Source organism: Streptomyces sp. ATexAB-D23 (genome assembly GCF_000373645.1).
GTDB classification, from domain to species: domain Bacteria; phylum Actinomycetota; class Actinomycetes; order Streptomycetales; family Streptomycetaceae; genus Streptomyces; species Streptomyces castrisilvae.
The window spans coordinates 387,407-409,869 of the sequence record NZ_KB892013.1 but is presented as its reverse complement, the minus strand read 5'-3'; the positions used below and the strand labels follow the sequence as shown (position 1 = coordinate 409,869).

General features: G+C 73.3%; 21 protein-coding genes. 14 read left to right on the top strand and 7 right to left on the bottom strand.

Annotation, left to right across the window (positions count from 1 at the left end):
• Positions 1 to 168: 168 nt before the first annotated feature.
• Entirely contained in the window at positions 169 to 963 is a 795-nt protein-coding gene (locus tag B082_RS0114930; protein ID WP_018552612.1) for an IclR family transcriptional regulator, read from the top strand.
• Between the two features lie 51 nt (positions 964 to 1,014).
• Entirely contained in the window at positions 1,015 to 2,265 is a 1,251-nt protein-coding gene (locus tag B082_RS0114925) for an aminotransferase class I/II-fold pyridoxal phosphate-dependent enzyme (RefSeq protein ID WP_018552611.1), read from the top strand.
• Between the two features lie 165 nt (positions 2,266 to 2,430).
• Here B082_RS0114925 and B082_RS0114920 read toward each other — a convergent pair whose 3' ends face one another.
• Positions 2,431 to 3,054, bottom strand: a complete 624-nt coding sequence (locus tag B082_RS0114920; protein WP_018552610.1) for a DedA family protein — start codon at positions 3,052 to 3,054, stop codon at positions 2,431 to 2,433.
• Positions 3,054 to 3,836, bottom strand: a complete 783-nt coding sequence (locus B082_RS0114915) for an MBL fold metallo-hydrolase (RefSeq protein ID WP_018552609.1) — start codon at positions 3,834 to 3,836, stop codon at positions 3,054 to 3,056. Before B082_RS0114915 ends, B082_RS0114920 begins: the two co-directional genes overlap by 1 nt.
• A 221-nt stretch (positions 3,837 to 4,057) precedes the next feature.
• Between B082_RS0114915 and B082_RS0114910 the strand changes: the two genes are divergently transcribed.
• Both B082_RS0114910 and B082_RS0114905 read left to right on the top strand, forming a co-directional pair.
• Positions 4,058 to 4,462, top strand: a complete 405-nt coding sequence (locus tag B082_RS0114910) for a hypothetical protein (RefSeq protein ID WP_026249799.1) — start codon at positions 4,058 to 4,060, stop codon at positions 4,460 to 4,462.
• An 83-nt stretch (positions 4,463 to 4,545) separates the two neighbouring features.
• The gene (locus tag B082_RS0114905; RefSeq protein WP_234018157.1) at positions 4,546 to 6,708 is read left to right on the top strand and encodes an alkaline phosphatase family protein; all 2,163 of its coding nucleotides are present in this window, start codon (positions 4,546 to 4,548) and stop codon (positions 6,706 to 6,708) included.
• 21 nt (positions 6,709 to 6,729) lie between these two features.
• On the opposite strand, the gene B082_RS0114900 is transcribed toward B082_RS0114905, so the two are convergent.
• From B082_RS0114900 to B082_RS0114890, 3 genes are all read right to left on the bottom strand, one after another.
• On the bottom strand, positions 6,730 to 7,782 hold the full coding sequence (locus B082_RS0114900) for a LacI family DNA-binding transcriptional regulator (protein WP_018552606.1): 1,053 nt from the start codon (positions 7,780 to 7,782) through the stop codon (positions 6,730 to 6,732).
• A gap of 74 nt (positions 7,783 to 7,856) precedes the next feature.
• Positions 7,857 to 8,465 carry a DUF305 domain-containing protein gene (locus B082_RS0114895; protein ID WP_018552605.1) on the bottom strand — a complete coding sequence of 203 codons (609 nt, stop codon included), beginning with the start codon at positions 8,463 to 8,465 and terminating at the stop codon, positions 7,857 to 7,859.
• Between the two features lie 73 nt (positions 8,466 to 8,538).
• Positions 8,539 to 9,519 carry a DUF1996 domain-containing protein gene (locus B082_RS0114890; RefSeq protein ID WP_051094619.1) on the bottom strand — a complete coding sequence of 327 codons (981 nt, stop codon included), beginning with the start codon at positions 9,517 to 9,519 and terminating at the stop codon, positions 8,539 to 8,541.
• Between the two features lie 570 nt (positions 9,520 to 10,089).
• On the opposite strand from B082_RS0114890, the gene B082_RS0114885 reads away from it, so the two are divergent.
• From B082_RS0114885 to secD, 6 genes are all read left to right on the top strand, one after another.
• Positions 10,090 to 11,427 (top strand): ABC transporter substrate-binding protein, encoded by a 1,338-nt coding sequence (locus B082_RS0114885; RefSeq protein WP_078622573.1) that lies wholly within the window; start codon positions 10,090 to 10,092, stop codon positions 11,425 to 11,427.
• A complete protein-coding gene (locus B082_RS0114880; protein ID WP_026249796.1) occupies positions 11,427 to 12,434 on the top strand; it encodes a carbohydrate ABC transporter permease in 1,008 nt (335 codons plus the stop codon). Before B082_RS0114885 ends, B082_RS0114880 begins: the two co-directional genes overlap by 1 nt.
• On the top strand, positions 12,431 to 13,336 hold the full coding sequence (locus B082_RS0114875; RefSeq protein ID WP_018552601.1) for a carbohydrate ABC transporter permease: 906 nt from the start codon (positions 12,431 to 12,433) through the stop codon (positions 13,334 to 13,336). The genes B082_RS0114880 and B082_RS0114875 overlap by 4 nt, the downstream gene beginning before the upstream one ends.
• A gap of 233 nt (positions 13,337 to 13,569) precedes the next feature.
• Positions 13,570 to 14,388, top strand: coding sequence for a rod shape-determining protein (locus tag B082_RS0114870; protein ID WP_018552600.1), 819 nt, complete (start codon positions 13,570 to 13,572; stop codon positions 14,386 to 14,388).
• On the top strand, positions 14,385 to 15,008 hold the full coding sequence (locus B082_RS0114865) for a hypothetical protein (protein ID WP_158688873.1): 624 nt from the start codon (positions 14,385 to 14,387) through the stop codon (positions 15,006 to 15,008). The genes B082_RS0114870 and B082_RS0114865 overlap by 4 nt, the downstream gene beginning before the upstream one ends.
• Before the next feature lie 43 nt (positions 15,009 to 15,051).
• Positions 15,052 to 17,373, top strand: coding sequence for a protein translocase subunit SecD (secD, locus tag B082_RS0114860; RefSeq protein ID WP_018552599.1), 2,322 nt, complete (start codon positions 15,052 to 15,054; stop codon positions 17,371 to 17,373).
• 51 nt (positions 17,374 to 17,424) lie between these two features.
• Here secD and B082_RS0114855 read toward each other — a convergent pair whose 3' ends face one another.
• Positions 17,425 to 18,234 (bottom strand): helix-turn-helix domain-containing protein, encoded by an 810-nt coding sequence (locus B082_RS0114855; protein ID WP_018552598.1) that lies wholly within the window; start codon positions 18,232 to 18,234, stop codon positions 17,425 to 17,427.
• Positions 18,235 to 18,297: 63 nt separating this feature from the next.
• Here B082_RS0114855 and B082_RS0114850 point away from each other — a divergent pair, with 63 nt between their 5' ends.
• Positions 18,298 to 18,603, top strand: a complete 306-nt coding sequence (locus B082_RS0114850) for a 4a-hydroxytetrahydrobiopterin dehydratase (RefSeq protein ID WP_018552597.1) — start codon at positions 18,298 to 18,300, stop codon at positions 18,601 to 18,603.
• A gap of 107 nt (positions 18,604 to 18,710) precedes the next feature.
• Positions 18,711 to 19,460 (top strand): class I SAM-dependent methyltransferase, encoded by a 750-nt coding sequence (locus tag B082_RS0114845; RefSeq protein WP_018552596.1) that lies wholly within the window; start codon positions 18,711 to 18,713, stop codon positions 19,458 to 19,460.
• Between the two features lie 52 nt (positions 19,461 to 19,512).
• On the opposite strand, the gene B082_RS0114840 is transcribed toward B082_RS0114845, so the two are convergent.
• A complete protein-coding gene (locus B082_RS0114840) occupies positions 19,513 to 20,379 on the bottom strand; it encodes an NmrA family transcriptional regulator (protein WP_026249793.1) in 867 nt (288 codons plus the stop codon).
• A gap of 81 nt (positions 20,380 to 20,460) precedes the next feature.
• On the opposite strand from B082_RS0114840, the gene B082_RS0114835 reads away from it, so the two are divergent.
• A complete protein-coding gene (locus B082_RS0114835; RefSeq protein ID WP_018552594.1) occupies positions 20,461 to 21,414 on the top strand; it encodes an AraC family transcriptional regulator in 954 nt (317 codons plus the stop codon).
• A 38-nt stretch (positions 21,415 to 21,452) separates the two neighbouring features.
• Positions 21,453 to 22,388, top strand: a complete 936-nt coding sequence (locus tag B082_RS0114830) for a class I SAM-dependent methyltransferase (RefSeq protein WP_018552593.1) — start codon at positions 21,453 to 21,455, stop codon at positions 22,386 to 22,388.
• Positions 22,389 to 22,463 lie beyond the last annotated feature (75 nt).

Below are 22,463 nucleotides of genomic sequence, written 5' to 3'. Positions count from 1 at the left end.
CCGGCCCCGACCGCCATTCAGCCCCATAACCGGGCGAACCTCCCCTGCGGCCGGATGGCGCGTGGGCGACTTCACTCCGTCTTTGCCCCGGCAAGTCCGCCGCGCTTAGCCTGCGTTCGTGATCCCGGTCACCGGCCGGGATACCGAACGAGAGGGTGGTGCACGACCATGGGGCGACTCGTCCCCGCGGTGACCAGGGCGCTGGACGTACTCGAACTCTTCCTCCACGGCGACGGCACGCTCTCCGCGCCCGAGGTGACCCGCAGGCTCCAGCTCCCCCGTACCACCGTCCATGAGCTGCTGACCACGCTCGCCGCCCGTTCGTACCTGGTCACCGTCCCCGACCGGCCCGGCCGCTACCGCCTCGGCGTCCGCACCTACCAGCTCGGCAGCCGGTACGCGGAGCAGCTCGACCTCGCGTCCGAGGGCCGGCAGGTGGCGCAGCGGGTGGCCGGCACCTGCGGCGAGGCCGTGCACGTGGCGGTCCTGGAGGGCACCGACGTCATCTACATCGCCCAGGCGGACTCCACCCACGCGGTACGGATGGTGTCGGCGGCCGGCCGCAGACTGCCCGCCCACTGCACATCCGTCGGCAAGATGCTGCTCGCCTCGCTGCCCGACGGGGAACTCGACGCCCGGCTCGACGGGCTCGAACTGACCGGCCTGACCAGCGACAGCGTCACCGACGCACGGGAGCTGCGGACCGCGCTCGACGCCGCGCGGAAGCGGGGCGTCGCCGTGGAGCGCCAGGAGTCCGACCCCGACGTGGGCTGTGTCGCGGCCCCCGTACGCGACCGCTCCGGGCGGGTCGTCGCCGCGCTGTCCGTCTCCGTCCCGATGACCCGCTGGGACGAGGAGCGCGAGCGGGAACTCGCCGCGCTCGCCGTCGCCGGCGCCGAGGAGCTGTCCGGCCGCCTCGGACACGACCCCAGGCCGGGCGCGCCGCCCCGTTCCCTCGTATAAAGGTCCGGAGGACAACCTTTGGTGGACCGAGCGGCGGCGAAGGAGGCCCGGATGGGCCGGGAGCGGACCGGGGGCCAGGAGCGCGGCACGGACACGGTCCGGGAGGATCGCGGTCCCGTACGGTACGGGCCGCACGCCCCCTGGCCCGGTCTGCCCGTCCTGCCCGAACTGGCCGAGGTGCTGGCGGCAGCGGCGGACCGGGCCGCACCCGAACCCGGCGGCGGGTCGGCCACCCTGCGCGAGGCCGCCTGCGCCTACTGGGAGCGGCGCGGACTGCGCTGCGGCCCCGATCACGTCGCCGCCGCCCCCGGCACCTCCCCGCTGCTGCTCGCCCTGATCGCCGCGCACGGGGGCGACGTGCTGCTGCCGCGCCCCTGCCCCGCCTCCTGGATTCCGCAGGCCCGGCTGCTCGGCCGCCCCGCCTACCAGGTGCCCACCCCCGCCGAGTGCGGCGGCGTCCCCGACCCGTACGCACTCCTGGAGACCGTCCGCAGGGTGCGCGCCGAGGGCGGCCGGCCAAGGCTGCTGCTGCTCTCCGTGGCCGACGACCCCACCGCCACGGTCGCCCCGCCCGAACTCGTGCGGGAGGCGTGCGAGGCCGCCGTCGCCGAGGGCCTGCACATCGTCAGCGACGAGACCTGGCGCGACACCCTGCACAGGCCGCACGAGACGGTGCTGGTCAGCCCGGCCGAGATGTGCCCGGACGACGTGACGGTCGTCTCCGGCCTGTACGGCGCGCTGACCCCGCCCGCCTGGCCGGTCGCCGTCGCCCGGTTCCCCGCCACCGCGCGCGCTGCCGCCCGCCGGGCCCGCACCCTGGACATCCTCACCGCCCTCGGCGCCTTCGTCGCCCGCCCGGTCGCGGCGGCCGCCGCCCACGCGCTGCGTGAACCGGAAGCCGTCACCGGACGGGCCCGCCGAGCCGCCGCCCTCCAGTCCCGCGTCGCCGCCGAGGCCCACCGGGCGGTGCTCGCGACGGGCGCCCTGGCCCGGCCCCCGCAGGCCGGCCGCCACCTCTACGCCGACCTCGGCCCGCTCCGCTCCCCGCTCGCCGCCCGCGGGGTCACGGACTCGCTCGAACTGGAGGAATACCTCAGCCGGCGACTCGGCACGCCCAGCCCCGGCGGCCACCGCTTCGGCGACGAACTCGGAGCCCTCCGCGTACGGCTGGGCACCGGGTCACTGCTGGGCACGACCCCGGAACAGCAGATCCACTCGCTCACCGCGCCCGAGCCCCTCGCATTGCCGCACGTGGCAAAAGCCCTGAGCGCATTCCGGGCGGCCCTCGACGAACTGCGCTGATCCACCAAGGACCACGGGACAGCCCTTGGCCTCGCCATGGCCCGGCCGGCCCGCGAACACGCCGTCCGGCCCAATGCGGAGGGGGACTGCCACATCCGCCGCCTGCCGTACGCCCCCGAGCCCCTGCCGCCCGACCCGCCCGGCGCGGACCGCGTCGGCCCGACGTCACCGCGCCCAGCGCGCCCGCGTCCGGCGCCACAGCGCGGGCGCCGCACTGAGCAGCAGCGTGAGACCCACCGCCGCCACCACCCCCTGCCACGGCTCCGGGAACAGCGAACCGCCCAGGATGCCGATCAGCTGATACGTCGCCGCCCACGCCAGACAGGCCGGCACATCGCCCCGGGCGAACCGCCGCATCGGCATCCGCCCCAGCAGACACGCCAGCATCACCGGGATGCGCCCCGCGGGCACCAGCCGGGACAGCACCAGCACCGTCGCGCCGTGCTCGTCCAGCTTCCGCTGCGCCTGCGCCAGCCGCTCCGGCGCGGCCCGGTCCCGGATGGCCCGCAGCCACCGCGAGCCGTTCTTCGACCGCACCCCCCGCTGCCCCAGCCAGTACAGGGATATGTCCCCCAGGAACGCCGCCGCCGACGCCACCGCGAACACCACCAGCAGGGCGAACGGCGACGACTGGTGGAACGCCACCACGGCCGCCGAACTCACCAGCGCGCCCGTCGGCACCACCGGGACCAGCGCACCCAGCGCCACCAGCAGGAACAGCGACGGGTAGCCGACGGCCTGCTGTGTCGACTCCGGGGGCAGCTGCGCCGTCTGCCGCAGGAGCTCCATCACCCGGAGCCCTCCGGCCGCACGCGCTCCCCGTGCGCCAGCCGGTGCACCACGACCCCGGGCGCCCGCAGCGCCGCCTTCCGCTCGAACTCCTCGCCCGGGGCGTGGAACTCGTGCGGCCGGATGCCGTCCATCCCGATCGGCCAGTACGTCCCGTAGTGCACCGGCACCGCCGAGCGCGGCTCAAGACGGGTCAGCGCCTCCGCCGCGCGCCCCGCGTCCAGGTGCTCGTGGCCGAGATACGGGCCCCAGCCGCCGACCGGCAGCAGGGCCACGTCCACCGGGCCGACCGCCTCCGCCATGTCGTCGAAGAGCCCGGTGTCCCCGGCGAAATACGTGCGGGCGGCGCCCTCGACCACGTACCCGAGGGCGGGGGAGCGGTGCGGGCCCAGCGGAAGGCGCCGGCCGTCGTGCAGCGCCGGCACGGCCCGTACCCGTACCTCGCCCACACGCACCTCGTCGCCCGCCACGACCTCGGTGATCCGCAGACCGCGCACCCTGCGCAGCATCCGCAGCCCCGGAACGGCCCGCACCGAGCCGCGCGGCGCGATCAGCCTGGCCCCCGGGGCGACCCGCGCCAGTGACGGCAGATGCAGATGGTCGGAGTGCAGGTGCGAGATCAGGACCACGTCGGCGACGGCCGCGTCCGGGCCCGGCAGCGCACCACGGCGGCGCCGCAGATGCGCGAAGCGCCGTACGAAGAGCGGATCGGTCAGGAAACGCACCCCGGAGTCCTCGATCGTGCACGTGGCATGACCCCACCAGGTGATCTCCACCGGCACTCCGCCTCCTTCTGCTCACCGGACCCTTCGGACCTGACCGCACCTGCCCGAAGAGCCTACGGGCCCCCGCCCCTCTCCGGTCCGCGCACCCCGGCGCATCAGGCATTCCTGGTCCTGGGGCCGTGCCCCCGTGCGCCCCCTCACCGCCCCGGTACGCGCCCTGGGGCCACGGGAGCGGGCGCATAGGGTCGAAGCCAAAGGACAAGCACGGGGAGACGGCCATGGGGGACGTACGAGTGGCGGCCATCGCCAGTCTCACGCCGCTCGAAGAACTGGACAGCGACCCCTTCCTGGTGGACACCCGCGGCCAGCACGCCATGTGCGCCCGCTGGGCCGCCGACCAGGGCTACGTCGTCACCCGGCAGCTGCGCCTCTACGGGCTGCGCCCCGACCACCCCGCGCTCTGGGCCGATGTCGACAGCGGCGAGATCGAGCTGTTCGTCGCCCCCTGCGACCGGGTCCTCGCCCGCGCCCTGGCCTCGGTGCCGCAGTTCACCGCGGAGTGCGAGCGGCGCGGCGTACGCCTGGAGATCGCCGGGCTCCACGAGCCGTCCTACAGCGCCGACCACAAGGCCGGAGTGCACCGCAGGCTCTCCATGCCGACCGCCGGATACGACGGCTGCTGACCGCCCGCAAGCCCGCGCGACCCCCTGTGAAAGGCTGAGACGGGGCCCGGAACGGCAGGGCCCGGACGTGAGGTGACAACGGCGTGGGCGACAGGCGATGGCGGCGAGCCGGCAGCGCGCTGATGCGAGTGATCGCGGTCTGGGCCGTCTCGACGCTCACCATGCTGGCGCTCGCGGGCATCCTCCCGGACTTCCGGCTCCAGTCGGCCGACGGCGACACCGTCACCAAGACCGCGTTCACCGCGGCCTGGGGCGCGGGCGCCTTCGGGCTGCTCTCCGCGCTGGTCTGGCCGGTGCTCGTACGGGCCCTGCTCATCGTGCCGGCCCTCGTGCTCGGCATGCTCGTCTTCTTCCTCAACGGTTCGCTGCTGCTGATCGCGCTGCGGCTCATCCCGGACGGCCGGGGCGCCGCCGCCCCGGAGACCGCCGTCGTCGTCGCGGCCGTGATGTCGGCGGTCGCCTCCGCGACCTCCACCGCGCTCGCCGTCCGCGACGACGACGCCTACCGCCGCCGGCTCTCCCGGCTGGCCGACCGGCGCCGCCGGCGCAGCGGCACGGGCGACGCCCGCGGGGGCCCGCCGGGCACCGTCTTCATCCAGCTGGACGGGGTCGGCCACGACGCCCTGGTGCGGGCCGCCGCCGAGGGACTGATGCCGACCGTCGCGCACTGGCTGGCCGACGGCGAGGGGCACCGCCTCACCCCCTGGCGCACGGACTGGTCCAGCCAGACCGGCGCGAGCCAGCTCGGCATCCTGCACGGCAGCAACCACGACGTCCCCGCCTTCCGCTGGTACGAGAAGGAGACCGGCGTCGTGATGGTCTCCAGCAAACCGGCGAGCGCCCTGGAGATGCAGCGCCGGGCCGTCGCCCGCACCGGGGACGGCGGACTCCTCACGCTCGACGGGGCCAGCCGGGGCAACCTCTTCAGCGGCGGCGCGGGCCAGCTCGCGCTCGTCCTGTCGATGGCCGCCAGACTCGGCAAGGGCCGCCGGTCCCGGGCCGGGTACTTCGCCTACTTCTCCGACCCGGCCAACGCCGTCCGCACCGCCGGCTCCTTCGCCGCGGAGGTCTGCCGGGAGATCGCCCAGTCGACCCGCTCCCGCCTCCGCAAGGAGACGCCCCGCATCAAGCGCGGCGGGCTGTACCCCTTCATCCGCGCCTTCGCGACCGTCGTCGAACGCGATGTGGTGGTCGCCGCCGTCATGGGCGACATGTTCGCCGGGCGCACCGCGGTCTACGCCGACCTGGTGGCGTACGACGAGGTGGCGCACCACTCGGGGCCGCGCAGCCGGGACGCCGAGAAGGTCCTCGCACGCCTCGACCGGTCGCTCGCCCTGATCGACAAGGTCGCCGAGCACACCCCGCGCACCTACCGGATCGTGCTCCTGTCCGACCACGGCCAGAGCCCCGGGGACACCTTCGCGGGGGTGTACGGGCTGACCCTCAAGGACCTGGTGCGGGCGGGCAGCGGACTGCCGGTGCCCCGAAGGGCGCAGCGCACCCGCAGCGCCTCCGAGGCCCGCGACGCGGTCCGGATCGCACTGCACCGGCCGGTCGCCGAGGGCCAGGAGGAGCACGTCGCGAAGCCCTCCGACCCGATAGTCCTCGCCTCCGGGAACCTCGGTCTGATCTCCTTCCCCGACATCGAGGGACGCGCGTCCCTGGAACAGCTGGAACGCCGCCACCCCGCCCTGCTCTCCACGCTCGCCAACCACCCCGGCATCGGCTTCCTGCTCGTCCGCGGCGAACGGCACGGCTCCGTGGTGCTGGCCCGTGACGGGGTGCGGGTGCCCGTCGCGGACCTGGCCGACGGCCACGGGCCGCTGGCCCCGTTCGGTCCCGGGGCGGCGGACGCGGTCCGGCGCACGGACACCTTCCCGCACGTCGCCGATGTGATGGTCAACTCCATGTACGACCCCGCCACCGGCACCGTGCACGCCTTCGAGGAGCAGATCGGCTCGCACGGCGGCCTGGGCGGCGAGCAGTCCCGGCCGTTCCTGCTGTGGCCGCGCTCCATGACGGACCCGCTGGACGCCCTCGCGGACGAGGACGGCGACCGGCCGGACGAACTCGTCGGCGCCGAAGCCGTCCACCGGGTCCTGCGGTGCTGGCTGGGCGAGGCGTCGGGGCCCCAGCTGCCGGTGCGGGCGGACGGAGTGCCGGGCACCGGGGCGGGCCGGTGGACCCGGCGCGGGCAGACCCGGCGCGGACAGGGCAAGGGTTCCGGGACGGGCGCACACCCCTGACCGCCCCCGGACGCGCCCGGGTCAGGCGGACTGCCGCCGTACGAGCGTCGGGTGGAAGATCACGGACGGGGCCGGGTCGCCCGGCTTGCCGATCTGCTTGAGCAGCAGCCGGGCCATCTCCGCCGACATCTCCTCCACCGGCTGCCGGACCGTGGTCAGCGGCGGATCGCAGGCCATCGCCGCACTGCTGTCGTCGAACCCGACGAGCGCCACGTCCCCGGGCACGTCCTTGCCGGCCCGCAGCAGCACCGGAACGGCGCCCAGCGCCATCAGGTCCGACGCGATGAACACCGCGTCCAGGTCCGGCCGGTCCGCGAGCAGCCGCCGCATGGCCGCCGCGCCACCGGCATGGGTGAAGTCGCCCTCGGCGGTCGCCACGTCCCGGATGCCGTGCGCCGCGAGCGCGTCCAGGAAACCGGCGAGCCGCGCCTGACTGGCCGGCATGTCCTGCGGGCCGGACACCGTCCCGATCCGTCGGCGCCCCAGCGAGGCCAGGTGGTCGGCGGCCAGCTGCGCCCCGGCCCGCTGGTCCGCCTCGACGTAGGTCAGCGGGGTCGGCCTGAGCGGCTGCCCCGCGAGCACGGCGGGCAGCCGTGTCCCGTGCAGCAGTCCGGGCAGGGGATCGTCCGCGTGCGACGAGATCAGCACCACCCCGTCGACATGCCCGTGGCGCAGATACGACAGCAGCTGGTCGCGGGACTCACGGTCGTCGGCAAGCATCAGGACCAGCTGGATGCCCGCGGGGCGCAGTACTTCGAGGAGGCCGGCGACCACCCGCCCGAAGTACGGATCGGAGAACATCCGGCCGACGAACGGCTCGGGCACGGTGCGCCGCTCCCGCTCGGAGACGACCAGGGCGATCGAGTCGGTGCGCCGGGTCACCAGCGAACGGGCCGCGCGGTTGGGCACGTAACCCGTGGCGTCCACCGCCGCCTCCACCATCCGCCGCATCACCGGGTCGACGGTGGTCGCCCCGTTGATCACCCGGGACACGGTCGCCCGTGACACCCCGGCCACCCCGGCGACGTCCTCCAGGGTGACGGGACGGGCGGGCGGCGGGGCGTCGGCAGTCATGCAGTCTTTATACCGGGTGGTAAGACCGACGCGTGAACGGCTTCGCGGGCCTTGGGGCTACGTTGACCGGGGCATCAGCCCGAGCCGGCGGCCAGAGCCGGGAGCGCGGCGAGTTCGGTGCGCCGGGCCTTCACCAGCTCGGCGGCCAGCCGCTTGGCGTCCTGCCGGGTGCCGGACCCGGTCTCGGAGCGCGACACCTGTGCGGACTGGGTCAGATGGTCCTTCATCTGCGCCACCAGGAACCGGTCGAAGGCGGCGCCCTCCACCGTGCGGGCCCGCGCGAGGTCGTCCGCCGTCACCATGCCCGGCATGTCGTGGCCCTCGTGGATATTGGTGTCCGGCAGCCCCATTTGGGCCAGCAGCCGTCGCAGCCGGGCGAGTTCACCGTTCTGCGAGGCCAGCAGCCCGGCCGCCCAGCTCCGTACCCCGGCGTCGCCGGAGCGCGCGGGGGCGAGCGAGAGCAGTGCCACGGCCTGCTCGTTCATGGGGGTCATCAGCTGGACCCAGGCGGCGTCGGTCGGATCGGCGGGTGCACCGGAGGCCGGGGGAGCGGAGGCCGGACCGCCGGATGCCCGGGACGCGGCAGCCGGTGCGGGGGGACGGCGCTCGTCGGCCGGGGCCGCGCAACCGGCGGCGAGGAGGAGCAGGAGGAGTGCCGCGGTGCCGCGGGCCGCCTTCTTCACGGGAGTTCCCTCGGGTCGGAGCCCGTCCGGGGCCGCGGGGGCCCCGGACGGGCGGGGGACGGGAGTGCGGTGATCAGGGGGTGCCGTCGGCCCCGCACTTCACGATGGCGTTGATGCAGTCGCGGACGCGCTGCGCCATCTCGGCCTCGGGCCACACGTTGAAGAAGTCACCGTGCATCGTGTATCCGGGACCGGATGCCAGCCGGAACCGGGACGGGTCGCCGTTGACCGGGTACCGCAGCACCTGACGGAGCTTGGGAACCGGCACCGGGTGGGTCGAGGGGCACTCGCCGCCGACCGGGTAGGCCATGTGGCTCTTGTGGTCGGCCGAGTCGAGGTCCGTGCCGTTCCAGCACTGCGGGAAGTCGAGGTACGACTCCAGCATCCCGTCCGCCGGGCAGTTGACGAAGTCGTGCGACGGGTTGACCTCGCCGTGGTGCAGGCACGACCAGCGCGAGATGGTGTTGTCCTCGGGACCGGTCGCCACGGCGTTGCCCGCGACGATCCGCAGCCCGCGGGGGAAGGGCTGGATGCGCTGGATGACGTCGTCCCGGACGCCCTCACCCAGGTAGTAGAACGTCGTGCCGGTGGGCTCGACCTCCTTGTCCCCGTCGTACAGGGTCGGCACCCAGTACGACGACAGGTCGATGTCGGGTGAACATGTGCTCCTGGCCTGCTCCAGGGAGGCGAGGTCGGAGTTGCCGTTCGTGGAGTCGTTGCCGAAGAAGCTGTGCATGTGCGAGGCCCCGGGCAGGCCCGGGAAGACGATCGGGTCGTCGGGTGCCCGGTGGGTGTAGGGGCACTCGGCCAGGAACTCGGCGACCCGGACGACATCGGCGGCCGCCTTGGGGGCGGGCGCCGCGGCGGTGGCCGGGCCGGCGGACGCGCTGCCGGTGCTGGCCTGGAGGAAGGTGAGGGCGAGCGCGGCGGCGGCGAGCACCGCCGTGCGGTACCGCTTGGGCGGTGGGGTTCTGCGGTGGCTGTCTTCGCCGGTACGTCGTTGACGGAAGAAGAGCACGGCACTCCTGTTCGGGGAAGTGGGGGGCCTGGCCATGGGTTGTGGTCAGGTGAGAGAGCGCTCTCTCCGTGGAACGTAAAAGCGTGTTGCGGCCATGTCAATAGAACGCGCAGAACGGCAATTCCCTGCGGATTGAACCCAGTTGACCTGCGGCATGATTGGGAGAGCGCTCTCTCAAGGAGCTTGCTCGAAAGGGGTGGATCCGGGAAAGCGGAGGGGGTCCCTCCGATGTTGTGGTGTGGGGGAGGGGTGGCCGCTGTCGGCCGGTGTGATGTTGGGTTCTGGTGATATCGACGCCGGTCCCTGTGCCGCGACGTGGGCCCAGTCGAAGCCTGACGTGGCTGCCGGCCGGGTAGTAACCCATCGCTGCACGGGAGTTGAAGCGCCGTCACCCCGTCGCGACCGGTGGGTCAATGTCCGGTTCCGGCTCGTGTCGGGAGCGTTGACGCCATCGAGCGACGAGCGTAAAACTACCTCTGCGATCAAGCTGGCGTTCTGACTTGATCGCTTCTGTTGAGAAAAGCTGGATCTGTAATCCCTGCCGGCCGGACCGATCCTCCGGCTGTTGCCCTATCGACCACGACCAGTCACGCCCATGGAGGCACCATGTCGGTTGTCGATCGTCCCGATAGTGTTGTCGGCTCTCCGACGCGCAGAACCCTGCTCAGGGGAGTGGGCGGGGCCGGGCTGACCGTCGCCGCCGGAGGGCTGCTGGCGGCCTGCGGTGACTCGGAGTCCGAGTCCGGCAAGTCGTCGGGGCCGGTGGCCGGGAGCACGGTGACCTTCGGGTCCAACTACTCCGATCCGGCGACCAGGACGGCGTTCGCCGCGCTCACCGATTCCGCGGCGGGGTCGACCAAGACGAAGATCAAGATCAACACGGTCGACCACAACTCCTTCCAGCAGAACATCACCAGCTACCTCCAGGGCACCCCGGACGACCTGTTCACCTGGTTCGCCGGATACCGCATGCAGTACTTCGCGGCCCAGGGGCTGGCCGAACCGATCGACGACGTGTGGGAGAAGATCGGCGGCAACTTCAACGACGTCGCCAAGAAGCTCTCCACGGGGCTGGACGGCCGCAAGTACCTGGTGCCGCTCTACAACTATCCGTGGGTCGTCTTCTACAGCAAGAGCCTGTTCAAGAAGAACGGCTACACCGTGCCCACCACGTGGGACGCGTACATGGCGCTCTGCAAGAAGATGAAGTCCGACGGGCTGATCCCGATCGCCTTCGGCGACAAGGACGGCTGGCCGGCGCTCGGCACGTTCGACATCCTCAACATGCGGCTCAACGGCTACGACTACCACGTCAAACTGTTGAAGCACGAAGTCCCGTGGACCGATCAGGGCGTGTACAGCGTCTTCCAGCACTGGGCCGAGATGATGCCGTACGTACAGAGCGGAGCGAACGGCCGGATCTGGCAGGACGCGGCCAAGGCGCTGGAGTCCAGGAAGGCCGGGATGATGTTCCAGGGCACCAATCAGGTGGCCGCCCAGTTCGTCAGCGACAAGGCGGATCTGGACGACCTGGACTTCTTCCCCTTCCCCGCGATCAACCCGAAGTGGGGCCAGGACTTCATGGACGCCCCCACCGACGGCTTCATGCTGAGCAAGAAGGCGAAGAACTCCTCCGGGGCGAAGGCCGTCCTGGAGTACATCGGCACGGGTGAGGCCGAGGCGGAGTACCTCAAGACCGACCAGTGGGACGTCGGCCTGGCCCAGGGCGTGAACGTGCCGACGTACAACGCCATTCAGAAGAAGTCGGCCGCCGAGATCGGCAAGTGCAAGGCCGTCGCGCAGTTCATGGACCGGGACGCGGACCCGGCCATGGCCACCGCGATGATCTCCGTCATCCAGAAGTTCATCGACGACCCCGCCACCAGCGGGATAGCGGCGCTGCAGAAGAGCGCGGAGAACCAGGCGAGGGCGATCTACACCTGATGAGTTCCCTCACCCGGACGCGCCGGGTGGCCCCGCCGGCCGGAGACCCGGCCGGTGCCGGCCGCCGGAGACGGCGCATACGACACATGAGCACCGTCGACCGTGTCGTCGTCGCCGTGCTGCTCGGCATACCGCTGCTGCTCAGCCTGGCCTTCATATGGATCCCGGCGCTCACCACCGTCCTGCTGTCGTTCACCCGCTGGAACGGCGTCGGGGGCCTGCACGCCAAGGCCTGTGACCCCGCCCTGCCGTCGATCCTCAACAACGGCTGTGTGAACGGCGTCCAGAACTACCACCAGGCCGCCACGAACTACCCCCAGTTCTGGCCGGCGGTGCAGCACAACTTCATCTGGCTCGGCGTCTTCGTCGCGATCGCCACCCCGCTCGGCATGCTGTTCGCGGTCCTCCTGGACCGGAACATCCGGGGCAGCCGCATGTACCAGAGCGCGTTGTTCCTGCCCGTCATGCTCTCGCTGGCCCTGATCGGCATCATCTGGGAGTTCGTGTACTCCCAGGACTACGGCCTGATCAACACCGTCATCGGCCGCGACGGGGGCAGCGACGCCATCGACTGGCTCGGCGATCCGGACCTGAACCTGTGGGCCGTCCTGCTGGAGGCCACCTGGCGGCAGGCCGGATACGTGATGATCCTGTACCTGGCGGGTCTCAAGGCCGTCGACCCGACGCTGCGGGAGGCCGCCCTGATCGACGGTGCCAACGGCCGGCAGACGTTCTGGCGGGTGATCTTCCCCGTGATGAGGCCGATCAACATCGTCATCATGGTCATCACCGTCATCGAGTCGCTCCGCGCCTTCGACCTCGTCTACATCACCAACAAGGGCATCAACGGCCTGGAGCTGCTGTCGGTCCTGGTGACCTCCAACATCGTCGGCGAGACCCAGCGGGTCGGCTTCGGGTCCGCGCTCGGAGTCGTACTCCTGCTGATCTCGCTCGTGCCGATCAGCGTCTTCCTCCACCAGACCTTCCGCCGGGAGGAAAAACAGTGAGCTCCCCGACCCTGCCGAGCACGGCGCCGACGGGCGGCAGGCGCGCACCGCGCCCACGGGGCCAGGTCCTCTCGCAGGTCTTCCTCATCGCCGCCTCGGTGCTGTGGCTGCTGCCGCTCCTGTTCGCGCTCTACGTCGCGGTCCGCCCGTACTCGGACACCCGCAAGTACGGCTACGCCTCACTGCCGCACGACCTGACACTGAGCAACTTCACCGACGCCTGGTCCCAGTCGAACATGGGCGGGTTCTTCTGGAACTCGATCCTGATCACCGTGCCGGCGGTCGTCATCGCGCTCGCACTGGCCTCCGGCGCCGCCTTCGTCCTCACCCGGGTGAACATCAAGGTCAACGTGGCCCTGCTCATCCTGTTCACCGCCGGGAACCTGCTGCCCCAGCAGGTGATCATCACCCCGCTGTTCCGGATGTACCTGAAGATCCCGCTGCCGTCCTTTCTCGCCGACAGCGGCCTCATGTACAACTCGATCTTCGGGCTGGTCGTCATCAACGTGGCCTTCCAGCTGGGCTTCTGCGTCTTCGTGCTGAGCAACTACATGAAGTCGATCCCCGCCGAGATGTACGAAGCGGCACTGGTGGACGGGGCGGGCATGTGGACCCGCTTCTGGTCCCTCACGGTTCCGCTGTGCCGCCCGGCCCTCGCCGCCCTGGCCACCCTGCTGACGACCTGGATCTACAACGACTTCTTCTGGGCCATCACGCTCATGTCGTCCGGCGACAAGCGGCCGGTGACCTCGGCGCTGGCCAACCTGCAAGGGCAGTTCGTGACCAACCAGAACCTGATCGCGGCCGGTGCCCTGATCGCCGCGATCCCCACCCTGGTGGTGTACCTCCTGCTCCAGAAGCAGTTCATAGCGGGGCTCTCCCTCGGGTCGAGCAAGGGGTGACGCGGACTGCGGGCCGAGGGGTCCCCCGAGCGAAGGCGGCTTGGCGCGGGGGACCCGTTCGCGTGGCGGTCCGCTGCCGCCGGGCCTGAACCGCCGTCGGCGCCTCCTTCGATTTTGCTTGGGAGTGGCTTTCTTTGCCTCCCTATTGCATAGTGAGGGCTCGGCCATGCCTCGCGATCAGCGGGTCACTGGGTGTGCGAACGGCCGCGGCGGCGGGCCGGGGGTGAGGGGCGATGCGTTCTCTGCGCGACGGACGGCGGCACGACCGCTCCGTTCACCGGCACCACCGGGGCGCCACCCGGGGCCTCGCGCTCGATCTCGGCAGCTCCCGCACCCGCGCCTGGATTCCCGGACAGGGCGTCGTCGCGGACACCGTGAGCGGCGACGGCGGTGAGTACGGCCACGGCCGGCCCGTCCGGCGCGGGCGGATCGTGGACCCGGAGTCGTGCGGCCGCATGCTGGCCCGCATCGCCGACCGGACCCTCGGGCACGACCGCGACGACACGGTGATCGTCCTCAGCCACCCCGTGCTCGCCGGCCCCGGCCACCGCACCGCCGCCCGGGAGATGCTCCGCGCGCTCGGCCCCTCGGACGTCATCGTCCTGGACAGCGCCAGGGCGGCCGCCGCGTACGCCGGACCGCAGGACAGCGGCCCGCTCCTCGTCGTGGACATCGGCGCCGAGCTGACCGAGGCGACCCTGCTCGTCGGCGGTCTGGTGCGCGACGCGCGTCAGGCCGAGACCGGGCTCAGCGACCTGGGACCCGGTGAGGCGCCCGCCGCCGTCGTGCGCGCCGTGCTGGACATGGTCATGGCGATGTGGCGGCAGGACCGGCACGGCGCGCTGCTCGGGGCCCTGCGCCGGGGCCCGCTGCTCGCGGGGGGCGGGGCGCTGCGCCCGGACGTCACCAGCGGGATAGCGGTCCGCCTCGGCGTCCCGGTCCGGCTCGCCGACGACCCGGCGACCACGGTCGTGCGTGGCGCCGGACTGGTCCTCAGCTCGGTGCTCCGCCGCCACGCCGCCGCACCGGCCCTGCCCGGCCGATCCGGGTGACCCCCCTCCCGGGGCCGCCCCCGGGGAACGCGCACCCCGGGAACCGGCCCACCGCCCCGGCCGCTTCGGCGGCGCGACGGTTCCTGGTGGCGCTGCTCCTCGCGGTGCTCACGGTCACGGGCGGCGCACCCCTCGCCGCGGGGGCCGCGCCCGTACGCGCGACGGCGGCGCTCGGCGGGTCCGCCCCGGCGGCGGCCCCCGGCCTCCCCGTACGCACCGCGGCACGCACCCCGGCGCCCGCGCCGGCCGCCGCGCCGGCGTCGGCCGCCCCACGCACCTCCGCCGTCGTCCCCGTACGGGCCACGGCCCCCGCGCAGGCGACCGCTCCCGTGCCGGCCGTGGCCGACCGGGGGCTGCGTACCGAGCAGTGGACCGCCGCCGAGCACCCCCGTACGCCGCACCAGCCGCCGGGCCCCGGCGCGCTGCTCCCCGCCCCGCCCGGCATCCCGCTCCCGCCCCGCGTCCTGCGGTCCGTGGGCGCCCTTCCGCAGGCCGGCACCGGGCGCCCGCGCGTCGCGCTTCCCGGGGTGCGCGGACCTCCGGGGACCGGTCCGCACCGGTCAAGGGACCTGTCGCAGGTCCCGCCCCCCATCACCGCCGTGCCCTCCTCACCCTCCTGACGGGTGCGGGGGCGGCCCGGCGTCCCCTCGGAGGAAACCCGCAATGACGCGCGCCACCATGGTGCGGGCGGTACTGGCCGCGGCCGTACTGCTCGTCTCCGTGATCATCACGCTGACCATGTCACCCAGACTCGGCCTCGATCTCCAGGGCGGCACCCGCATGGTGCTCCAGGCCAAGGACTCCGACACCGCGAAGGCCGACCGCGAGAGCACCGACCGCACTCTGGAGGTGCTGCGCCGGCGCATCGACTCGCTCGGCGTCACGGAACCGACCCTGACCCGGTCCGGCGAGGACCGGATCATCGTCGAACTCCCGGACGTCCAGGACCCCCGCAAGGCCACCGAGGTCATCGGCAAGACCGCCCAGCTGACCTTCCACGCCGTGCAGGGCCCCGGGGCGGCGAACAGCGCCGAGGACAAGGACAAGGGCAAGGGCAAGGGCGAAGAGGGGCTGACGCTTCCCGACGAGCAGGGCCGCGAACTGGCCCTCGGTCCCGTCGCGCTCTCCGGCGCCGGCGTCAAGAAGGCGTCCGCCGAGTTCGACGGCCAGACGGGCGCGGGCTGGACCGTCTCGCTCGACTTCCACAAGGACGCCGGACGGGACTGGACCCGGCTGACCGGCGAAGCCGCCTGCCACCCGGCCCAGGACGAGCGGCGCCGGGTCGCCATCGTCCTCGACCAGCAGGTGATTTCCTCGCCCCAGGTCTCCCCGTCGGTCTCCTGCGGAACGGGTCTGCCCTCCGGCTCCACCCAGATCACCGGTTCCTTCAGCGCGGACGAGGCCCGTGAGCTGGCCCTCCTGATCGAGGGCGGCTCCCTGCCCGTGCCCGTGGAGATCGTCGAGCAGCGGACGGTCGGGCCGACGCTCGGCGCCGACGCCATCGACGCCAGCTTCCGCGCCGCCCTCATCGGCGCCGCCGCCACGGCCCTGTTCATCACCGTCGTCTACCGCCTGTTCGGCGCGCTGGCCGCCGTTGCCCTGGCCGCCTACGGCGTCATCTCGTACGCCGCGCTGGTCGGGCTCGGCGTCACCCTCACCCTGCCGGGACTCGCCGGTTTCGTGCTGGCCATCGGCATGGCCGTCGATGCCAACGTGCTCGTCTTCGAACGGGCCAGGGAGGAGCACGCCCTACGGCCCGGCCGGCCCCTGCGCTCCTCGCTCACCGCCGGATTCAAGGGCGCGTGGAGCGCCGTCGCGGACTCCAACGTGACAACGCTCATCGCGGCCGGGCTGCTGTTCTTCCTCGGCTCGGGGCCCGTCAAGGGCTTCGGTGTCACGCTCGGTATCGGTGTCCTCGCGTCGATGTTCTCCGCGCTCGTCATCGCCCGCGCGCTCACCGAGACGGCGGCCCGCTCGCGGTTCGTGGGCGACTACCGGGGCGTCAACGGCATCGCGATCCCGGGCCGGGTACGGACCTGGCTCGCCAGGCGCGACCCGCAGCTGATGCGCCACCCGCGCCGCTGGCTGATGATCTCCGCGGTCCTGATCGCGGTGGCCGTGGCGGGCATCGTGGTGCGCGGGGTCAACTTCGGCGTCGAGTTCACCGGCGGCCGGCTCATCGAGTACTCGACCAGCCGCCCCGTGGACGTGGAGACCGCGCGCAGCGCCCTGGCGGGAGCCGGGTTCGGCGACGCGGAGGTCACCACGGCCGGTGCCGGCGACATCTCGGTACGGACCGGGGACCTCGACAACAACGGCGAACACGAACTGCGGTCCGCCCTGGCCGCCGAGGGCGGTGACACCACCAAGGTCCGCGACGAGCTCATCGGCCCCAGCCTCGGCGACGAACTGCGGCGCAACGCGCTGATCGCCCTCGCCATCGCCGTACTCGTCCAGCTGGCCTATCTGGCGATCCGGTTCCGCTGGACGTTCGCCGTGGCCTCGGTCGGGGCGCTGATCCACGACGTGATCATCCTGGTCGGGGCGTTCGCCTGGCTGGGACGGACCGTGGACGGCATCTTCCTGGCGTCGCTCCTCACCGTCATCGGGTACTCCGTCAACGACTCGGTGGTGGTCTTCGACCGGGTCAGGGAACTGTGGGCGAAGGCCCGCAAGCGGCCCCTCGCGTCCGTGGCGAACCAGGCGGTCCTCCAGACCGTGCCCCGGACGGTGAACACCGGGATGGGCGCTCTGTTCATCCTCGTCGCGCTGGTCGTGCTCGGCGGCGACTCCCTGGAGGACTTCGCGCTCGCCCTGCTGATCGGCATCGTCGTCGGTACGTACTCCTCGGTCATGACCGCCGTACCGGCCGCGCTCCTGCTGGAACGCACCAGCAAGGTCCCGCCGCCCGCCCGCACCCGTGCCCCGCGCGCCAGGAAGGGGGCAGGCAACCGGGACCCGCAGGACAACGGCGCACGGGTGTAGCCACCGGGCTTGCCGCCCCCGCGCCGGCCGGTCCGGCGCGGGGAGCGGCCCTCAGGGCGCGAGGGACCGCAGATGGGCGGCCGTCTCCTCGTCCGCGGGCAGCAGCGTCTCGATGGCCAGCTCCGCCACCGTCACGTCCATCGGTGTGTTGAACGTGGCGATCGACGCGACGAAGGACAGCACCCGCCCGTCGTGCTCGATGACCAGGGGCAGCGCGAACGGCACCGACGACGAGGGCGGCTCCCAGTCCCCCTCCCCGCCCGGGGCCGCCGCCACCGGGTAGCCCGCGACCTCCTCGTACAGCTCGCGCAGCCCGGCCGAACGGACCAGGGCGATCTGCCGCTCCATCTGGGCCAGCAGATCGGCCCGCCACTCCCGGAGGTTGCGGATGCGCGGGGCGAGGCCCTGCGGGTGCAGGGTCAGGCGCATCGCGTTCAGCGGCGGGGCGAGCAGATGCTCCGGCACCCCCTCCAGCAGCCGGGTCATCCCCCGATTGGCCGCCACCACCGTGTACATCCCGTCCACGACGAACGCCGGATACGGCTCATAGCCCCGCAGCAGCCGGTCCAGCCCGTCGCGCAGTGCCCCCATCGCCGGGTCGTCGAGCGCGGTCTCCGCGTAGCGGGGGGCGTAACCGGCCACCACCAGCAGGGCGTTGCGCTCCCGGACCGGCACGTCCAGGTGTTCGGCCAGCCGCAGGACCATGTCCTCGCTGGGGCGCGAACGGCCGGTCTCGACGAACGAGATGTGCCGGGCCGAGGAGCCGGCCCGCAGTGCCAGCTCCAGCTGGCTGATCCGTCGCCGCTCCCGCCAGTTGCGCAGCAGCGGCCCTACCCCCGTGTCGGGCGCGACAGTTGTCATACGAAGACCGTAACGTCACCGGCACCGCCGACCGGTACCGACCACCCGTGAGGGAGCCGCCGTATGCCCGCCGCACCGCTGCCGCAGAACGAGATCGAGGACCGGCTGCGCGAGCTGACCGGCTGGACGCTGGAAGGCGACCGGATCGCCCGCACCTACCGGCTGCCCTCCCACTTCGCCGCCGCCGCGTTCACCGTCCAGGTCGCGGCGATCCAGGACGAGTTGAACCACCACAGCGACCTGACACTCGGCTACGACACGGTCGCCCTCTCCGTGAACTCCCACGACGCGGGCGGCAAGGTCACCGAGAAGGACCTCGGCCTGGCCGCCAGGGTGACGGCCGTGGCCCCCGGGCACGGCGCGCGGTAACACCCCGCCACTGCGGTGACGGCCCCGGCGCCCCGCCACAACGGGTCGCCGGTTCGGACTCCTCGACCGGGAACGTGTGTTCGCGGTCATGGCCTAGAGTCGGCCGGGTGCTGGACTACGACGAAGAGGCCGCCCGCTACGACGCGACCCGTGGCGGTCTGCCCCGGGCCGAGGCGGCGGCCGCCGCCGTGCTCGGCCTGGTGCCGCCCGCGGCCGGCTCCCTGCTGGACGTCGGCTGCGGCACGGGCCTGGTCACCGGCCTGATCGCGGACGGCCGCCCCGGTCTCCGGGTGATCGGCTCCGACGCCGCGCACGGCATGGCCCGCGTCGCCCGGGACCGCGTCGGCGCCGTCGTGCTCGCCGACGCCCGCCGCCTCCCGCTGCCCGGCGCGGCGGTCGACGCGGTCACCGCCGTCTGGCTGCTGCACCTGCTGCGCGAGGACGGCATGGCGCGGGCGGTGGTGGCCGAGGTCGCGCGGGTGCTGCGGCCGGGTGGCGTGTTCGTCACCACCGTCGACAAGGACGCCTCGCACGACGTGGGCAGCGACATCGACGAGGCGTTCGCCCCGTACCTGGCACCCAGCCCGTCCGACCGTACGGACCTGGTCGTCGCGTACGCCGCCGAGGCCGGCCTCGATGTGCTGGGGGACGCCTTCTTCCGCGGCCACGGGCAGGGCCGGAGCCCGCTGAGCGCGGCCGGCGCCGCTCTCCGGGGCTACTACGCCTCACGCCTGGCCCTGCCCGGAGCTGCCGCCGAAGACCTCGCTCGCGCCCTGACCGCCCTGCCCGACCCGGAGCGGCGGCGAGCCGACCCCGAGTACCGGCTGCTGGCCTTCCGCCGCCGGCCGGGCCGCTGAGCCCCGCGCCCGGCCCCCGCCCGCACGGCCCGGCCCACCGGAGGCGTGCCGCCTACGCGTCCCAGGCGCTGTCCCGGGCCGCCTCCGCGGCGAACGCCGCGAACGGTTTCGGGTCGCGGCCCAGCACCCGCTTCACCCCGTCCGTGACCGCCGCGTTGTGTCCGTCGAGCAGCGTCGTGAACAGCTCGGCCAGGAAGGCCGCCTCCGCCTCCGGCACGCCGTACCCCACCAGCATCTCCCGGTACTCCGGGCCCGTCAGCGCCGCATAGCGGACCTCACGGCCCGTCGCCGCGGTGAGTTCGGCGGCCACCTCGGTGAAGGTCAGCGCGCGGGGGCCGGTCAACTCGTGGACCCGGCCCGCGCCGCCCTCCCCGCACAGCACGCGGACCACCACATCGGCCAGGTCGTCCGCGTCCACGAACGGCTCCGCGGTGTCGCCCGCCGGAAACGCCAGCACACCCGCGCGCACCGGGCCGAGCAGGGCTCCCTCGCTGAAGTTCTGGGTGAAGAACGCCGAGCGCAGCACCGTGAGTTCGGCGTCCCCGGCAGCCGCCCGCAGCGCCTCCTCGGCGGCCTCCGCCTGCGGCTCGCCCCGCCCCGACAGCAGCACCAGGCGGCGCACCCCGCACCGCCGTGCCATCTCGCCGAAGGCGGTCATCGCCCCCGGCGCCCCGGGCGCCCCCAGATCGGGGGCGTACGCCACGTACGCCGCTTCCATGCCGTTCAGCGCGGCCTCCCACCCCGACTCGTCCGCCCAGTCGAACGGCACCTCGCCCCGGCGCGAGCCGACCCTGACCGGCACGCCCCGCGCGGTCAGCCGCTCCACCACCCGACGACCTGTCCTGCCCGTCCCGCTCGTCACCAACACCGCTGCGGGGCCTGCGGTTTCCTGTGTCCGCTTCCGCGTCTCATCAGCCATGACCCCAGGTTCCCCGGGCCGGCGGGCACCCTCCATCCCCGAGGCTCTCGGCCGCCTACGCCTGCGTCTACGCTGCTGCCCATGGACGCACTGGCCGAACTGCTGGACGGGCCACGGGCCCGTGGGGCCCTCCTGCTGCGGATGGTGATGGAGCCGCCCTGGTCCGTCCGGATCGAGGACCGTGCCCCGCTCTGCCTGATGTCCGTGACCAGCGGCGAGGCGTGGATCATGCCCGAGGGCGAGGCGGAATCCGTCCTGCTGCGCCCCGGTGACCTGGCCGTGGCCCGGGGTCCCGCCCCGTACACCGTCGCCGACCGGCCCGGCACCGAACCGAGGGCGCGGATCGGCCCCGGCGGCACCTGCGCGACGCTGCTCGGCGAGCCGCTGTCCCAGTCCATGGAGCTGGGCGTGCGCACCTGGGGCAACGCCCGCGACGGTTCGGCGGTCGTCCTCGTCGGTACGTATCTGCTCGACGGCGAGATCAGCGGGCGGCTGCTCGACGCACTGCCCCCGCTGCTCGTCCTGCCGCCGGGCGGCCGCACAGGACCGCTGCTGACCCTGCTGGACAACGAGATCGCGCGCGACGAACCGGGGCAGAGCACGATGCTCGACCGGCTGCTCGACCTGCTCCTCATCGACGCGCTGCGCACCTGGTTCTCCCGGCCCGGGGCCGAACCGCCCACCTGGTACCTGGCCATGGCCGACCCGGTCGTCGGCCGGGCGCTGAGGCTGCTGCGCGACGAGCCCGCACACCCCTGGACCGTGGCCGGGCTGGCCGCCAGGACCGGCGTATCGCGGGCCGCCCTCGCCCGGCGCTTCACCGAACTGGTGGGGGAGCCCCCGATGGCCTACCTCACCGGCCGCCGCCTCGCCGTCGCGGCGGATCTCCTGCGCGAGACGGATGCCACGGTCGAGGCCGTGGCCCGCAAGGTGGGCTACAGCCAGGCGTTCGCGTTCAGCACCGCCTTCAAGCGGGTACGGGGCGTCAGCCCGCAGGAGTACCGCAGGGGCCGGGCCTTGCCGGAACGGCAATGAAGATTGCGCGCCGAGCCGGGCGCGGTGAGGCTGGTCCCATGAGCGACCACACCGGGCACGGACATCACCACGACGGCCACCAGGGCCTCCACCACGAAGGCACCGCCGGGCACGGCCACGGACGCGGCGGGGCCGAACCCGACTGGGACGTCATGGCCCCGCTCCTGGAGCGGAACGCCGAGATCAGCGGCGAGCAGTACACCGAGGCGGCCCGCTGGATCGCCTCGCTGCCCACCGCGCCGAAGGTCCGCCGCCTCCTGGACATCGGCAGCGGGCCCGGAGTGATCTCCTGCCTGCTCGCCGAGGTCTTCCCCGAGGCGGAGGTCGTCGCCGTCGACGGCACCCCCGCCCTGCTGGAGCGCACCCGCGCCCGCGCGCGGCGGCTCGGGCTCGCCGACCGCGTCACCACCCTGCACGCCACCCTCCCCGCCGGCCTCCCGGACCTGGGCGAGGCCGACCTGATCTGGGCCGGCAACACACTGCACCACATGGGCGACCAGCGCGCCGTCCTCGCCGGGTTCGCCGCGCTGCTGCGCCCCGGCGGCACCGTCGCCCTCGTCGAGGGCGGGCTCCAGGCCCGGCAGCTCCCGCGCGACCTCGGTTTCGGCAGGCCGGGGATCGAAGCCCGGATGGAGGCGGCGGAGGCGGAACTCTTCGAGGAGATGCGCGCCGAACTGCCCGACGCCCGGCGGGAGGCGGAGGACTGGGCGGCCCTGTTCGGCGCGGCGGGGCTCACCCCGCAGGGCACCCGCAGCTTCCTGCTCGATCTGCCCGCACCCCTCGGTGACGCGGCGCGCGAACAGGTCATCGCCGACTTCACCCGCCGCCGCGCCGGGCTGGGCGACCACCTCACCGACGAGGACAACGCCGTGCTCGACCGGCTCCTGGACCCCGAGGACCCGGCCGGACTGCACCGGCGCCCCGACACCTTCCTGCTCCTGGCCCGCACCCTGCACCTGGGCCGCCGCGCCTGAGCCCGGCCCCGGACACGGCGGGACCGCCGCCCCGGCTCACGAGCCGGACGCGGCGGTCCCGTAGCGCTTGAGGGC

Bases quoted from the DNA above. Each gene is read 5' to 3' on its own strand.
- B082_RS0114930 (WP_018552612.1), top strand. From the start codon at position 169: ATGGGGCGACTCGTCCCCGCGGTGACCAGGGCGCTGGACGTACTCGAA.
- B082_RS0114925 (WP_018552611.1), top strand. From the start codon at position 1,015: ATGGGCCGGGAGCGGACCGGGGGCCAGGAGCGCGGCACGGACACGGTC.
- B082_RS0114920 (WP_018552610.1), bottom strand. From the start codon at position 3,054: ATGGAGCTCCTGCGGCAGACGGCGCAGCTGCCCCCGGAGTCGACACAG.
- B082_RS0114910 (WP_026249799.1), top strand. From the start codon at position 4,058: ATGGGGGACGTACGAGTGGCGGCCATCGCCAGTCTCACGCCGCTCGAA.
- B082_RS0114900 (WP_018552606.1), bottom strand. From the start codon at position 7,782: ATGACTGCCGACGCCCCGCCGCCCGCCCGTCCCGTCACCCTGGAGGAC.
- B082_RS0114890 (WP_051094619.1), bottom strand. From the start codon at position 9,519: ATGGCCAGGCCCCCCACTTCCCCGAACAGGAGTGCCGTGCTCTTCTTC.
- B082_RS0114885 (WP_078622573.1), top strand. From the start codon at position 10,090: ATGTCGGTTGTCGATCGTCCCGATAGTGTTGTCGGCTCTCCGACGCGC.
- B082_RS0114880 (WP_026249796.1), top strand. From the start codon at position 11,427: ATGAGTTCCCTCACCCGGACGCGCCGGGTGGCCCCGCCGGCCGGAGAC.
- B082_RS0114870 (WP_018552600.1), top strand. From the start codon at position 13,570: ATGCGTTCTCTGCGCGACGGACGGCGGCACGACCGCTCCGTTCACCGG.
- secD (WP_018552599.1), top strand. From the start codon at position 15,052: ATGACGCGCGCCACCATGGTGCGGGCGGTACTGGCCGCGGCCGTACTG.
- B082_RS0114855 (WP_018552598.1), bottom strand. From the start codon at position 18,234: ATGACAACTGTCGCGCCCGACACGGGGGTAGGGCCGCTGCTGCGCAAC.
- B082_RS0114850 (WP_018552597.1), top strand. From the start codon at position 18,298: ATGCCCGCCGCACCGCTGCCGCAGAACGAGATCGAGGACCGGCTGCGC.
- B082_RS0114840 (WP_026249793.1), bottom strand. From the start codon at position 20,379: ATGGCTGATGAGACGCGGAAGCGGACACAGGAAACCGCAGGCCCCGCA.
- B082_RS0114835 (WP_018552594.1), top strand. From the start codon at position 20,461: ATGGACGCACTGGCCGAACTGCTGGACGGGCCACGGGCCCGTGGGGCC.
- B082_RS0114830 (WP_018552593.1), top strand. From the start codon at position 21,453: ATGAGCGACCACACCGGGCACGGACATCACCACGACGGCCACCAGGGC.